The sequence below is a fragment of the Phaeobacter sp. CECT 5382 genome, assembly GCF_001457775.1.
GTDB lineage: Bacteria > Pseudomonadota > Alphaproteobacteria > Rhodobacterales > Rhodobacteraceae > Pseudophaeobacter.
Genome location: NZ_CYSG01000013.1, coordinates 88,446 through 102,615, shown reverse-complemented (window position 1 = coordinate 102,615; position 14,170 = coordinate 88,446). Strand labels below are relative to the sequence as shown.

Here is a 14,170-nt window from a genome sequence, read left to right as displayed (position 1 = left end):
CTGCCTTTTGCAGGTCAAGCATCTGTTTGCCGACTTCTTTTTGCAAACGCCCAAAATGCTATCCGGGCGGAATGAATATCTGCACGTCGGGCGCGCCCAGCACGCAGGTGTTCATGCCCTTGGCTCCGTTGCGGTTTTTGTAATCATGGGCGCGTCAGTCGACTTTATCGTGGCCATCTGCCTGCTGGAATGGGTGGTGCATTTCCATATCGATTATGGCAAAGCGCATTACTCGGAAAAGAAAGAGCTGACCCCGCAAAACGCTGTGTTCTGGCGCGCCATGGGCACCGACCAATGCCTGCATCAGCTTACCTATGTCGCGATGACCGCAGCGTGGGTCAAATGCGTCGCGATATAGCCTGCAGCGCCTTTGACGGCTCCCCAGCCAGACTCTACGGCATTACAGGCCGATCCCGCTTGATAGTACGCAACACCACATTGGTCTGCGCACTGGCCACGGCTGGCAGGCGAAACAGGAAATCTTCGAGAAACCGGTTATAGGCCTCCAGATCCGGGGCCAGCACCCGCAGATGGTAGTCCGACTGCCCCGTAGTGGCATAGCATTCCTGTACCAATGGGCTATGTTCAACCGCGCGAATGAATTCCACCAGTTTTTCCGGGTCATGCCGGGTCAGATGCACATGCACGATGGCCTGAAACCCCAGCCCCATGGCCGGTGCGTTGACCACGGCGCCATAGCGCTCGATCACACCGGTCTCTTCCAGCGCACGCACGCGGCGCCATAGTGCCGAGGCTGACATCCCGACCCGTTCTGCCAGCTCCGCGTTCGAGATGCGAGAATCTTCCTGCAAAAGGCGCAAAATCTGTCGGTCACGGTCGTCCAACGGCTGCATTTCGAATACTCCATCCACAAAAGGGGGCTTATACGGTTCATTTAGCCATTTGAAGACAGAAATCCAGTAATTCAGACAGATCTTTTCACCCAAGGTGAAATATCCTGCCGCAAAGACCTGATTATGCGCAAGGACACGCCACGATGACCGAGCTGAGCCACGAATTCCGCAGCTACCAACTTGACGACCGCTACGACAACACCACCGGCCGGGTGTTTCTCACCGGCACCCAGGCCCTGGCTCGAATCATGTTGGATCAGTCCCGCCGCGACCAAAGCGCGGGTCACAAGACCGCCGGTTTCGTCTCGGGCTATCGTGGGTCACCCCTGGGGGCCGTTGATCTGGAATTCTGGCGCTCGCGTAAGCGGATGGAAGAACACCGGGTCAAATTCATGCCTGCTGTCAACGAAGACCTGGGCGCCACCGCCGTTCTTGGCGCGCAGCAAGCCATTCTGGACCCCCATTGCGAGGTCGAGGGCGTGTTTTCCATGTGGTATGGCAAGGGCCCCGGTGTTGATCGGTCTGGGGATGCGCTGAAGCACGGCAATGCCTATGGGTCGTCCTCCAAGGGTGGCGTTCTGGTGGTGGCGGGTGATGACCACGGCTGTGTCAGCTCTTCGATGCCGCATCAATCCGACGTCGCCTTTATGTCCTGGTTCATGCCGGTGCTGAACCCGGCGGATGTCTCCGAATTCCTTTCTTACGGCGAATACGGCTTTGCCCTGTCGCGCTATTCCGGCACCTGGGTCGGCTTCAAGGCGGTCTCAGAAACCGTAGAAAGTGCACGTTCCGTGGAGCTGCAAACGGACCGTGACTTCACCTATCCTGAGCTGCCCGAATACCCAGGCGGGCTGCATATCCGCCGCGCCGATCTGCCCTCCCCCGAAATCGAGACCCGCATCCGCGCCAAGATCAAAGCCGTGCGCGCCTTTGCCGAGGCCAACCCGATTGACCGGCGCATCTATGACGTTGACGCGGCCAAGTTCGGCTTTGTCACCACCGGCAAAGGCCATCTGGACCTGATGGAGGCCCTGCGTCTGTTGGGCCTTGATGAAGATGCCTGTCGCGCCTTGGGCATTGATATCTACAAGGTCGGCATGGTCTGGCCGCTGGCCCGCCCCGAGGCCCTGCGATTTATGCGCGGCAAAGAAGAAGTGCTAGTGGTCGAAGAGAAACGCGGCATCATCGAAAGCCAATTCAAGGAATATTTCTACGACTGGCCCGGCGACAAACCCAACAAGATGGTCGGCAAATACGACAGCGCAGGCGAGCCGCTGATCCCCTGGACCGGCGAGCTGAGCCCGCTGATGCTGGCCCCAATCGTGGCGGCCCGTCTTGATGCGTTCTTCCCCGACCAAAACCTGCCCGCCAAGGCCGCTGCTCTGCTGGCAGAGCCACCCAAGCTGATCAATGTGGCTGGTGCCAATCGCACCCCCTATTTCTGCTCGGGTTGTCCGCATAACACTTCGACCAAACTGCCCGAGGGCAGTGAGGCTAAATCAGGTATCGGCTGCCACGTCATGGCCAGCTGGATGGATCGCGACACCGCCGGTTATGCCCAGATGGGCGGCGAAGGGGTGCCCTGGACGGTTGCTTCGCAGTTCAACGGTGGCAAACACGTGTTTCAGAACCTGGGCGAAGGCACCTGGTATCACTCGGGCTCCTTAGCGATCCGCCAGGCTGTCGCCGCCAATACCAATATCACCTACAAGATCCTGTATAATGATGCCGTTGCCATGACCGGCGGCCAGCCTGTCGACGGGCCAGTCAGCGTCACCGGCATTGCCCAGACCTGTCGTGCCGAAGGCGTTCAGCGGATTGCCTTGGTGTCGGATGACATCGACAAATTCCATCGCGGTGATTTCCCAAGCGGCACCACCTTCCATGATCGTGCCGATATGGATCTGGTGCAGCGTGAGCTGCGTGACATAAAAGGTGTTACCTGCCTGATCTATGAGCAGACCTGCGCCACCGAAAAGCGCCGTCGCCGCAAACGTGGCGCGCTGGAAGACCCCAAGAAGTTCGCCTTCATCAACGATCTGGTTTGCGAAGGCTGCGGCGACTGCTCTGTCGAGAGCAACTGCCTGAGCGTGGAGCCCAAAGAAACTGCCTTTGGCCGCAAGCGCAAGATCAACCTGTCCAGCTGCAACAAGGACTTTTCCTGCCTCAACGGTTTCTGCCCCAGCTTTGTCACCGTTGAGGGTGGCGCGCGGCGCAAAAAACTGCCCGCAGGTCTGGACCGTGATGCGCTGGCCGCCAAGCTACCCGCCCCCGAACTGCCATCACTCACGGAGCCGTTCGATCTTCTGGTCACTGGGGTGGGTGGCACTGGCGTCGTCACCGTTGGCGCGCTGATCACCATGGCGGCGCACCTCGAAGGTAAAGGCTCCAGCGTGCTGGATTTCACCGGCTTTGCGCAGAAATTCGGCACCGTGCTCAGCTATATTCGCCTCTCCACCAGCCCCGAGAGCCTCAACCAGGTGCGCATCGATCAGGCCGCCGCAGATGCGGTGATCGGCTGCGACGTGGTGGTCAGCTCTGCACCCAAAGCCTCGGCGCATTATCGTGCGGGCACCCGCATCGTGCTGAACCGCGCTGAGATGCCCACCGGCGATCTGGTACTGCGCCGCGACGCCGATCTGATGGCGGGCCTGCGCGAGCGCGAAATCGCCGCCGCCGTCGGCCCGGAGAACCTCTCAGGCTTTAACGCCAACGAGGCCGCAGAGGCCCTGTTGGGGGATGCGGTTCTTGCCAATGTGATGATGCTTGGCTTTGCCTGGCAGCAGGGGTTGGTGCCGGTCAGCGGTGCAGCCCTCGATCAGGCGATTGAGCTGAACGGCGTTGCGATCGAGAAAAACCGCCTAGCCTTTACCATCGGACGCGCCATGGCGGTGGATCCGGATCTGGTGTCGCAGTTTTACAACGAAGAAGCTGTAGCCGAAGAGACTCTGGAACAGATCATCGACCGCCGGGCGGTGTTTCTGACCGGGTATCAGGATCCCGCCTACGCCGCCCGCTACAGCGAAACACTGGCGAAGTTCACTAGCCTTCTGCCACTGGACGCCAAAGAAGAGCTGACGCAGGCTGCGGCCAAATCCCTGTTCAAACTGATGGCCTACAAGGATGAATTCGAAGTAGCACGCCTGATGACCGGAGAGGGATTCAAGGATCAGATTGCCGAAGAATTCGAAGGCAACTACAGCGTCAACTACCACATGGCGCCGCCGCTTCTGAGCCGCAAAAAGGACGCGCGTGGCCGCCCCGTCAAAAAGGCCTTTGGCCCCTGGCTGCGCCCGGCCTTGTCGCTTTTGACCCGTGGCAAACGCCTGCGCGGCACGCCACTCAACCTCTTTGGCTATCACGAAGAGGCCCGCCTGCACCGCAGCCTTCTGGCCTGGTATGAGGCGGCCCTTCGCACTGTTGCGAACAGCTACAACGGCGAAAAACACCGTGCCTGCCTCGATATCCTGACCGCCCCCATGGAAATTCGAGGCTATGGCCCGGTTCGTCAGGATGCGGCTCACAAGCATCGCGCCGCGGCCGAACGCTTGTTGAAACAACTCTGAGGCAAGCCTTCAGCAAAAACGAAATGGCCCCAGTTGGGGCCATTCTTCTGTCTGCATCCTACCTGCCTGCATCCAACAGGGCTGCCGATTTCAAAGATCCCGTTTTACAGATCCCAGTGTTTCTCGGTAAAGGCTGCAAAATCAGCCAGTTCTTCCTCACTCGGCTCAACGCCAGTAAAGACCTTCAGATAATACGGCGTCATCTGTAGACGATGCGCGTGGCTTTCATTGGGTTCGGCCATGTCATAGCCCAGCTGCATGTAATACAGCACCTTAGCCCGGGTCATGGCCTCCAGATCCGGGCAGCCATAGCGCGCGAACATTTTGGTCAAGGCCTCAACCCGACGCGCATCCGACCGGTCCAGCAAGCTACGCACCTTGCCGGAGCGCCGCGCCCAGTCGCGCACCGCAAAATCCAGTGCCGTGTTGAACAGCGCCGGGTTGGCGATGCAGTGAAACACATTCAACACAGCTGCCGTGATGGTATCTGCCGAAGCTTCAGCGCGGGCGACCATGGCGACAGTATTGGTTTGCTCCCAGGTTTTCAGCAGCGCGTCCAGTAGGTCCTGACGCGATTTGAAATACCAGTAAAACGAAGAGCGCGACACATGCATGCGTTCGGCCAGCGCCAGCACTTTGACCTGCTCGACCCCGTCGGTGATCAGCACGTCCATTGCCACATTCAGCCAGTCCTCGCGGGTGACTTTGACATTGCCCACCAGAGGTTCGGCACTGGGGTCATCACGGTGTAAAAGCGGCTTGCGCGACATGTCTCATTTCACTCTCATTCAGTTGACGCATCCTGCGATCCACAGCCAGGCTTGTCCAGTCTGCCTGCGGATCGCATTGATAGCGCCAAACGTTTAGAGCTGCGCGCTGGGGCGAGCCTTGATGGCAGCGTGCCAGGCAAGTGTGGCGCTGTTATCTTCGGGAATGCGCAGTTTGACGACGCGGGCAAATTCCACAAAGACAAAGGCCGAAATATCCGCAAGGGTAAAGTCTTCGCCGGCTAGATAGGGGCTTTGGCTCAGACGCTCTTCGAGCATGTCAAAAAAGCGCGCGGTGCGGGCTACACCACGTTCGGCCAGTTCCGGCAGCTGAGCGTAGTTGTCCGGTCCCGGAATGGCACGGTCCTGAAACGCGGGATGCGTTTTGCGCAGGGTTTCAGCGATGGGCGCGCCGCCTTGCTGTTCGACGATGGAATTCCACATCAGAACCAGCCCCTTTTCATCCGCGGTGCGCCCCATCAGGGCGGGTTCTGGCTGATACGCCTCGAGGTAGGCCGCGATGCCCAGGTTTTCAGTCAGAACCGTACCTGCATCCGTGACCAGAACCGGGATCGTGGCACCTGGGTTGACCGCGCGAAAAGCCGCGCTCAGCTGCTCTCCCTTGGCGATAGAGATATCGTGGGTTTCCGGCGCAAGCCCTTTTTCGGCCAAAAACATCCGCGCCCGGCGCGGATTGGGCGCGGTGGAACAATCGTAAAAAATCATCAAGGAGCCTCCCTCGTTCGGCGATCAGTGGTCGGCCCGCAGCCTAAGAGGGCCGACCCGAAAGAGACCAGCGTAACCAAACGTCCCAAAACTATTTTGCCGACAGACGGATCAGGCGTCGCGGCGATAGATGAAGCAACGGCCTTCGACGGCCTCGGGCGGCAATGGCATCTCGCGCAGGGTTTCGAAATACATCCGGTCCGATGAAACCATCAGCCCGCCAACCGCCAGAATCGGCTCGACCAGCGGCGAAATCAGCCGCGCAAAGGCATCGTTCTTTTCCCGGTTGTGCCCGCCAAGATCGGCATGAATGAGGCTGGCAGTGGCTCCAAAGCGACTCAGGGCCGCAGGAAGAGTTTCGCGCACATCGCCCAGAATGGTCAGATCCTCTGGGGGTGTACTGTCCGGGTGCGACGCAACCGCGCGTTCAAACACAAACAGATCGCGACCCGAAATATTGTGTTTCATGTGGTGATAGGTGCGACCATTGCCCAGCCCCAGTTCAAACACAGGTCCAGCCAGCGCTGCTGTTTCACGGATCCCGTAGTCCAGGCAGGCGCGTTGCGACACCATACGATCGATAAATAGATCCAGTCGAGTGCTCATGCCAGGTCTCCTATGGTCAATGTGCGCGGGATGGCCAGGATGGCTGACCCTGGCTCTGATCTGCCAGATCTCGCCACAAATGTGTAGCACTTGCCATCTATCACAAGCGTCGGACGCATAAATTGTGGCCCTGCGGTGCCGCTGGATCAATTTTTCTTCAGCAAAGCGGTGCTATGGTAAATGGGGTTTGACTAGACTGACGCCTGCGCGCGATGGTGAACCAAAAAAACAGGGGAAAACGGGACACATAATGTCTGGATATAAACACAACGACGGGCAGCGCTGAATGGCGCCTCTGCTCTCTGTCAAAAATCTCAGCATCGGTTTTGGCAAAGATGACTCCGTCGTGCAGGATGTCAGCTTTGATGTCGCCCCTGGTGAGACCCTGGCGCTGGTCGGCGAAAGCGGATCCGGCAAGACGATCACGTGTCGTGCGGTCCTGCGTATTCTGCCCAAGGCGGCCCAGATCCGGTCCGGCAGCATCCACATGCAATGTGCACAAGGCCCCACCGATCTGGTCACTCTGGAAGAGCGTAAAATGCGCGATCTTCGCGGCAATCAGGTAGCGATGATCTTTCAGGAGCCGATGCGGTCGCTGTCGCCCCTGCACCGGATCGGTAATCAGGTCGCCGAAGTCCTTTGGCTGCATGGTCGCAAAAGCGAAGCCGAAGCCAAGAAAGAAGTGCTTGCCTGTTTCGAGCGCGTCGGCTTTCCCGACCCGGAACGCACCTATAGCTCCTACCCGTTTGAGCTCTCGGGCGGCATGCGCCAGCGCGCCATGATCGCCATGGCCATGGTCGCCAAACCGCAGCTTTTGATCGCGGACGAGCCAACAACCGCGCTCGACGTCACAACACAGGCGCAGGTGCTGGGCCTGATGAAAGAGCTACAGCGCGACACCGGCATGGCGATGATCCTGGTGACCCATGATCTGGGCGTTGTGGCAAACATGGCCGAACAGGTCGTGGTCATGCACAAAGGCCGCGTGATGGAGGCAGGCTCCGCCGAGCCGCTGCTGTCGACCCCCGCGCATCCCTATACCCGGGCTCTGATCGCTGCTGCTCCAAAAATCCCTGCCGCAGCAGAGCCACAAGCGCTGCCATCCCGGGAAGATCTCATTTTAGAAATGACAGCGGTCTCCAAGACCTACAGCATGCGCGCCGGAAAAGGCTGGAAAGCCCCCAGCCTGATCCATGCCTGCCGGGGTGTTGATCTGAAACTGCCCCGTGGCAAGACCCTGGCCATCGTTGGTGAAAGTGGGTCCGGCAAGACCACAGCCGCCCGGATTGCGCTTGGGGCTGAACCGCCCGATGCCGGTGGCACGGTGGTGTTTCGGGGTCGCGAAGGCAGCGACGCGATCCAAGTGCACCAAATGGACCGGACCGCGCGTACTGCTTTTCAACGCGAAGCCCAAATGGTGTTTCAGGACCCTTATTCGTCGCTGAGCCCGCGCATGCGTATTCTGGACACCATGACCGAACCCTTGGAGATTCACGACATCGGCACCCGGGCCGAGCGCCGCGACCGCGCGGCTGAAATGCTCAATACTGTCGGTCTCAGCCGTGATATGCTGCAGCGATACCCGCATGCTTTTTCCGGCGGTCAGCGCCAACGTCTGTCGATTGCGCGCGCTCTGATGTTGAACCCTTCGCTTTTGGTCTGCGACGAGCCCACCTCGGCGCTGGATGTCTCCGTGCAGGAACAGATCCTGCGGCTGCTGGAACGGATCCGCGACCAGCAAAAGCTTTCTTATTTCTTTATCAGCCATGATCTGGCCGTGGTCGCCCGCATCGCCGACGAGGTCGCAGTGATGCGACGGGGGCTGATCGTTGAACAGGCCACCCCAGAGACCCTGTTTCACAATCCGCAACATCCCTATACCAAGGCACTGATCGCCGCCCAACCGGAACCAGATATCCATCGCCCAATTGATCTGAAACTGGTGGCACAGGGGGCAGGCAGCCCGGACGACTGGCCCGAACAATTCAGATTCTCAGGTCTCGACGCGCCGCCGCTTGTGCCGCTTGAGCCCGGACATAAGGTACGCTGCCATGTTTAACGCCCGCAATTCCATCCTGGCGCTCGCCGCCACCCTGCTGCTGACCCCGCTCAGCAGTCTTGCCGGTCCGGCCTTTGTCGAAAGCGCGTTCTGGCAGGATGAAGTCAATAGTGGCAACATGCCCCCGGTCACAGAGCGTTTGCCGCAGAGCCCACTGGTGGTTGATCTTGCCGCCAAGGGACGCGATTTTGGCGTTCAAGGTGGCACTCTGAACACCATGGTGACCCGCTCCAAGGATATTCGCCAGATGGTGGTCTATGGCTACGCCCGTCTGGTCGGTTACGACACGCAATATCTGCTGCAGCCAGATATTTTGCTTGGCTTTGAAAACGAAGGCAACCGGCGCTACACGCTGAATCTGCGCCCCGGCCATCGCTGGTCCAGCGGAGATCCTTTCACCTCGGCGGATTTTGAATACTGGTGGCAAGACATCGCCCAAAACCCACTGCTGAGCCCGGCCGGCCCCCCTGATTTCATGTATGCTGAAGGTGCGCTGCCACAGGTCAGTTTCCCGGATGCAACCACAGTAATCTACGAGTGGGACGCACCAAATCCCCAGTTTCTGCAGAACCTGGCCCAAGCCCGGCCGCCATTCATCTATCGCCCGGCAAACTATCTCAAACAATTTCATGCAGACTACGCCAGCGCCGAAGCCCTGGCCGAAGAGGTCGATTATGCCCGCGTCAAAAGCTGGGCAGCGCTGCATAATAAATACGACAACATGTATAAGTTCGACAATCACGAACTGCCCACACTGCAGCCCTGGATCAACGCCACCGCCGGCAAAAAGATCCGCCATCAGTTTGTCCGCAATCCCTATTATCACCGCGTCGACAGCAAGGGGGTGCAACTGCCTTATATCGACACGGTCGAGATGGAGATCGTCGCCGCCGGTCTGGTGGCCGCCAAATCCAACGCGGGAGAGGCCGATCTGCAGGCCCGTGGTCTGGGATTTCGCGATATCCCGATCCTGCGCAAGGGAGAGACCGACGGTGCCGGCTACAAGACTTTTCTCTGGGGCACTGGTGCGGCCTCACAGATTGCGATCTATCCGAACCTGAACGTGGCCGACCCGGTCTGGCGCAATGTGCTGCGCGATGTCCGCGTGCGCCGTGCCCTGTCGGTGTCGATCAACCGGGCCGCCATCAACCGGGCGCTGTTTTTCAAACTGGCCAAACCCGGTGCCATGACCGTGCTGGAGCAAAGCCCCTTCTTTGATCCCGAGATGCGCAAGGCCTGGGCCAGTTTTGACCCGGAGTTGGCCAATCGGCTGTTGGATGAAGCGGGCCTTGGCGAAAAAGACGGTTATGGCATCCGCCGCCTGCCTGATGGCCGCCCGATGGAACTGGTGGTGGAAACCGCTGGCGAGCGTCAGGAAGTTGAAAACGCGCTGCAGATCATCACCGACGACTGGAACGATGTTGGCGTGAAACTGATCATGCGCCCTCTGGATCGCGACATTCTGCGCAACCGGGTGTTTTCCGGCTCCTCCATGGCATCGGTCTGGTACGGCTGGGACAATGGCTTGCCGCAAAACTACACATCGCCTGCCTACCTTGCGCCGACGGATCAGGTCTTTCTGGCCTGGCCAAAATGGGGGCAGTATTACCAGACGGCCGGTGCCGCCGGCGAGGCCCCCGACATGGCTCCCGCTCAGCGCCTGATGGAGCTGATGCATGATTGGGAAAACGCCACCGATGACGCGGGCCGTGCCGCCGCTTGGCATGAGATGCTGAAAATTCACGCCGATCAGGTCTACGGTATTGGTATCGTCTCTGCTGCCCCACAGCCGGTGGTGGTGTCGGATCGCTTGCGTAACGTCCCCGAAAAAGCCATCTGGGCCTGGGAGCCCGGCGCACATTTTGGCATCTACCGACCGGATGAGTTCTTCTTTGAAGATGGGCAGGGCTGATGGAAATCCTGCGCTACGCCCTCTACCGGTTTGGCACCATGCTTCTGACCCTCTGGGTGGTGTCGGTGCTTGTCTTTGTGATCATCAACCTGCCCCCCGGGGATTACCTGTCCAACCAGATCGCCGAACTGCGCGCCAGTGGACAGTCTGCGGGCGTGGCCAAGGCCGAGTTCCTGCGCAGCGAATACGCTTTGGACAAACCCCTATGGCAGCAGTATTTTATCTGGGTTGGTTTCCTGCCGGGTCCACATGGGTTTTCCGGACTGATCCAGGGCAACTTTGGCTGGTCCTTTGAATTTGACCGCCCCGTGGCCGAGATCGTCGGCGACAGCCTTTGGCTGACGGTTCTGGTCAATCTGGCCGCCGTTTTGTTCGTCTATGTGGTGGCCCTGCCATTGGGTGTGCTGGCGGCTGCGCGGGCGCGCACTTGGGTCGACTACACCTCCGCCTTTGTCGGCTATCTCGGCCTGGCCACGCCAAACTTTCTGCTGGCGCTGATCCTGTTCTACTATGGCCATCGCTGGTTCAACTTGCCGATCGGCGGGTTGATGGACCCCGCCTTCGAGGGGGAGCCAATGTCGATGGCAAAGGTCAATTCGATCCTGATACATTTGATTGTTCCGACCTTTGTGATTGGCACCGCCGGGGCTTCGGCGATGATGCAGCGCCTGCGCGCCAATATGCTGGATGAGTTGGGCAAACCCTATGTGGAAACCGCGATCGCCAAGGGCATGTCGCCCACGCGTATGCTGGCGAAGTATCCCCTGCGGGTCGCCTTCAACCCCTTTGTTGCCGATATCGGCAACCTGCTGCCGTCGATGATTTCCGGATCAGTTCTGGTTTCGGTCGTGCTCGGGCTGCAAACCATCGGGCCGACCCTTCTGACCGCGCTCAAAACCCAGGACATGTTCCTGTCCGCCTTTGTGCTGATGTTCGTGGCACTGCTGACCCTGATTGGCACGATGATATCCGATGTTTTGCTGGTGCTTCTGGATCCCCGCATTCGCTACGAGGGGCGTGACGCATGACCCAACTGCCTGACGGACGTTTTGTCGATGATGCCCCCTATGATCCCGCCGCCGCCCTGCAAGAGCTGGAGCGCAAGGACCTGGATGCCCCCAACTGGGTGCTGATCTGGCGCAAGTTCAAGACCCACAAGCTGGGGCTGATCTCTGGTGCCTTTCTGCTGATTTGCTATGTTTTGCTGCCGGTCGTGGGCTTTATCGCGCCCTACGGGCCCAATGAGCGCCACAGCGAACACCTTTATTCGCCGCCGCAATCCATCAATCTCTTCCACGAGGGCGAATTTGTCGGCCCCTTCATCTATCCGATGACCTCAGAGGCCGACCTGGAAACCTTTCAATGGGTGTTCAAACCGGATCTGAACCGTCCACTACCGCTGGAATTCCTATGTGAAGGCAAAAGCTATCGCATTGCCGGGCTGATCCCCACCACCACCCATCTGTTTTGCGCCCCCGAAGACGCCACCGTCTTTCTGTGGGGCTCTGATCGGCTGGGACGTGATGTATTCAGCCGCATCCTTTATGGCGCGCAGCTCTCGCTGACTGTCGGCCTGATCGGGATTTCAGTGTCCTTTGTGCTTGGCATCTTCTTCGGCTCCATCGCGGGTTACTTCGGCGGCAAGATCGACTGGGTCATCAACCGGGTGATCGAGGTTCTGCGCTCGCTGCCTGAACTGCCGCTGTGGCTGGCGCTTTCGGCAGCTGTGCCGTCGAACTGGTCGCCGGTGGCAGTGTTTTTCATCATCTCGGTGATCCTTGGCATTCTGGATTGGCCAGGCTTGGCACGATCTGTTCGGGCCAAATTCCTGTCTCTGCGCGAAGAAGAATATGTCCGCGCGGCCGAAATGATGGGGGCCTCATCGGGGCGCGTCATTCGCAAGCACCTGATCCCCAATTTCATGTCGCATCTCATCGCATCGGCGACGCTGTCAATCCCGGCGATGATCCTGGGCGAAACTGCGCTGTCCTTCCTTGGTCTTGGCCTGCGCGCGCCTGCGGTCAGCTGGGGGGTGATGCTCAATGATGCCCAGAACCTCGCCTCGATCGAGATCTATCCCTGGACCGCGATCCCGATGCTGCCCATTGTTGTGATTGTTCTGGCGTTCAACTTCTTTGGCGACGGGCTGCGCGACAGTCTTGACCCCTATCAGCAATGAGCCTGATCCGCGACATTCCCGCCCCGGAAGCCTACGTGGTCATAGGGCATGAACGCTACAACAGCGCCTATGCGGTCAGCGAATTGGCCAATGCCAGCTTCGCCGCTGTCGGGCAGGAGCTGGCCGCCCTGATTCAAGCCATGGGGCTGAGCCAGGAGGTGCTTCCAGTCTGCGTTGACCAACGTCTCGCCTCGCTCTGGTTTGGCTACAGTTTTGCCCCTCAGGGGTGGGAGCTGCCCAGTCTCTGGGACCCCATTGCTGGGAATTATGCCTGTCGCGACGGCTGGATCCGGTTGCACACCAACCTGCCTCATCACCGCGCCGCAGCTCTCAAGGTGCTGGGCTGCGCCGCAAGTCCCGATGCCGTCAGGGTGGCAGTGCGTGACTGGGATAGCGGCACATTAGAGACGGAAATTGTAGATCAAGATGGCGTTGCAGCTGCCATGCGCAGTCGTGCCGACTGGATGCAGCACCCTCAGGGGCAGGCTCTTGCGGCTGAACCATTAATCCATTGGGACCAAAAACGCCCCGTCGCTTTGCGGCCAAATCATCAGGCCACACAGGCCCGGCCCCTGCAGGGGCTTCGGGTGTTGGATCTTACCCGCGTGCTGGCAGGTCCGGTTGCCACCCGCACCCTCGCCGGGTTTGGCGCTGATGTACTGCGCATAGATCCCCCAGGCTGGGACGAACCCGGTGTCATTCAAGATATCTCGCTGGGCAAATCCATGACCTTTCTCGACTTGCAGACGGCCGAGGGACGCGCCCGTTTCGAAGCCCTGCTCGCGCAGGCCGATGTGCTGGTGCATGGCTACCGCCCTGGCGCGCTGGACGGGCTCGGCTATGATCTGGCGACACGTGATCGCCTCGCGCCCAATCGGGTCGAAGTCAGCCTGAATGCCTATGGCTGGACTGGCCCCTGGTCCGGGCGCCGCGGCTTTGACAGCCTGGTGCAGATGAGTGCGGGCATCGCAGATACTGGCCGTATCTGGGCCAAGGCCGACAAGCCAACACCCTTGCCCGTTCAAGCACTTGATCATGCCACCGGTTATCTGATGGCCGCTGCCGTGCTGTCAGCCCTCCGCCAGGCTTTGACCACAGGTGAGACACAGAACGCGAGCCTCTCTCTGGCCCGGACTGCCAATCTACTGGCGGAGATCTCGCGCAGCGAAAGCGGATCCCCCCTACAAGAGAAATTGCCACAGGACTATGACAGGCGGCGCGAAAACAGCGACTGGGGACCAGCCCTGCGGCTGAAATCTGCGCTCTCGATTGGGTCTACGTACATGCATTGGAACGCCCCAGCGCGGGCGTGCGGTACATCCGAAGCCTACTGGCCTCGCCCCCGCAACTGATCCCAAACCAATCCGACAGACCGCCCGGTTTTCGCGCCCCGACTGTAGCGCTTCAGCCGCGTCCTACAGCCGCGAGCTCCCCGGCGTTTCAGGTGAAAGCCCCCTGCTTAAACCATCACAACCATTGCCTAGGGCTCACGCCGGGCTGC

Annotated in this window: 11 protein-coding genes; 7 read left to right on the top strand and 4 right to left on the bottom strand. The window is 59.6% G+C overall.

Annotation, left to right across the window (positions count from 1 at the left end; translation table 11 throughout):
* On the top strand, positions 1-358 hold a 358-nt coding region (locus tag PH5382_RS14285; protein ID WP_231751888.1), incomplete at its 5' end, for a DUF3307 domain-containing protein.
* Between the two features lie 34 nt (positions 359-392).
* On the opposite strand, the gene PH5382_RS14280 is transcribed toward PH5382_RS14285, so the two are convergent.
* Positions 393-854, bottom strand: a complete 462-nt coding sequence (locus PH5382_RS14280; RefSeq protein ID WP_058335079.1) for an Lrp/AsnC family transcriptional regulator — start codon at positions 852-854, stop codon at positions 393-395.
* Between the two features lie 143 nt (positions 855-997).
* Between PH5382_RS14280 and PH5382_RS14275 the strand changes: the two genes are divergently transcribed.
* Positions 998-4,420, top strand: coding sequence for an indolepyruvate ferredoxin oxidoreductase family protein (locus PH5382_RS14275; protein WP_058335065.1), 3,423 nt, complete (start codon positions 998-1,000; stop codon positions 4,418-4,420).
* A gap of 104 nt (positions 4,421-4,524) precedes the next feature.
* Here PH5382_RS14275 and PH5382_RS14270 read toward each other — a convergent pair whose 3' ends face one another.
* The 3 genes from PH5382_RS14270 to PH5382_RS14260 form a co-directional block, all read right to left on the bottom strand.
* Positions 4,525-5,190, bottom strand: coding sequence for a TetR/AcrR family transcriptional regulator (locus tag PH5382_RS14270; protein ID WP_058335064.1), 666 nt, complete (start codon positions 5,188-5,190; stop codon positions 4,525-4,527).
* A gap of 93 nt (positions 5,191-5,283) precedes the next feature.
* Positions 5,284-5,913 carry a glutathione S-transferase family protein gene (locus PH5382_RS14265; protein WP_058335063.1) on the bottom strand — a complete coding sequence of 210 codons (630 nt, stop codon included), beginning with the start codon at positions 5,911-5,913 and terminating at the stop codon, positions 5,284-5,286.
* Positions 5,914-6,024: 111 nt separating this feature from the next.
* Positions 6,025-6,519, bottom strand: coding sequence for a class I SAM-dependent methyltransferase (locus tag PH5382_RS14260; RefSeq protein ID WP_058335062.1), 495 nt, complete (start codon positions 6,517-6,519; stop codon positions 6,025-6,027).
* 286 nt (positions 6,520-6,805) lie between these two features.
* On the opposite strand from PH5382_RS14260, the gene PH5382_RS14255 reads away from it, so the two are divergent.
* Genes PH5382_RS14255 through PH5382_RS14235 form a run of 5 tightly spaced genes read left to right on the top strand, consistent with a single transcriptional unit; the run spans position 6,806 to position 14,021 of the window.
* Positions 6,806-8,578 carry an ABC transporter ATP-binding protein gene (locus tag PH5382_RS14255; RefSeq protein WP_058335061.1) on the top strand — a complete coding sequence of 591 codons (1,773 nt, stop codon included), beginning with the start codon at positions 6,806-6,808 and terminating at the stop codon, positions 8,576-8,578.
* Entirely contained in the window at positions 8,571-10,490 is a 1,920-nt protein-coding gene (locus PH5382_RS14250; protein WP_058335060.1) for an ABC transporter substrate-binding protein, read from the top strand. Before PH5382_RS14255 ends, PH5382_RS14250 begins: the two co-directional genes overlap by 8 nt.
* Positions 10,490-11,518 carry an ABC transporter permease gene (locus PH5382_RS14245; RefSeq protein ID WP_058335059.1) on the top strand — a complete coding sequence of 343 codons (1,029 nt, stop codon included), beginning with the start codon at positions 10,490-10,492 and terminating at the stop codon, positions 11,516-11,518. Before PH5382_RS14250 ends, PH5382_RS14245 begins: the two co-directional genes overlap by 1 nt.
* On the top strand, positions 11,515-12,669 hold the full coding sequence (locus PH5382_RS14240) for an ABC transporter permease (RefSeq protein ID WP_058335058.1): 1,155 nt from the start codon (positions 11,515-11,517) through the stop codon (positions 12,667-12,669). Before PH5382_RS14245 ends, PH5382_RS14240 begins: the two co-directional genes overlap by 4 nt.
* Positions 12,666-14,021 (top strand): CoA transferase, encoded by a 1,356-nt coding sequence (locus tag PH5382_RS14235; protein ID WP_058335057.1) that lies wholly within the window; start codon positions 12,666-12,668, stop codon positions 14,019-14,021. The genes PH5382_RS14240 and PH5382_RS14235 overlap by 4 nt, the downstream gene beginning before the upstream one ends.
* Positions 14,022-14,170: the final 149 nt, after the last annotated feature.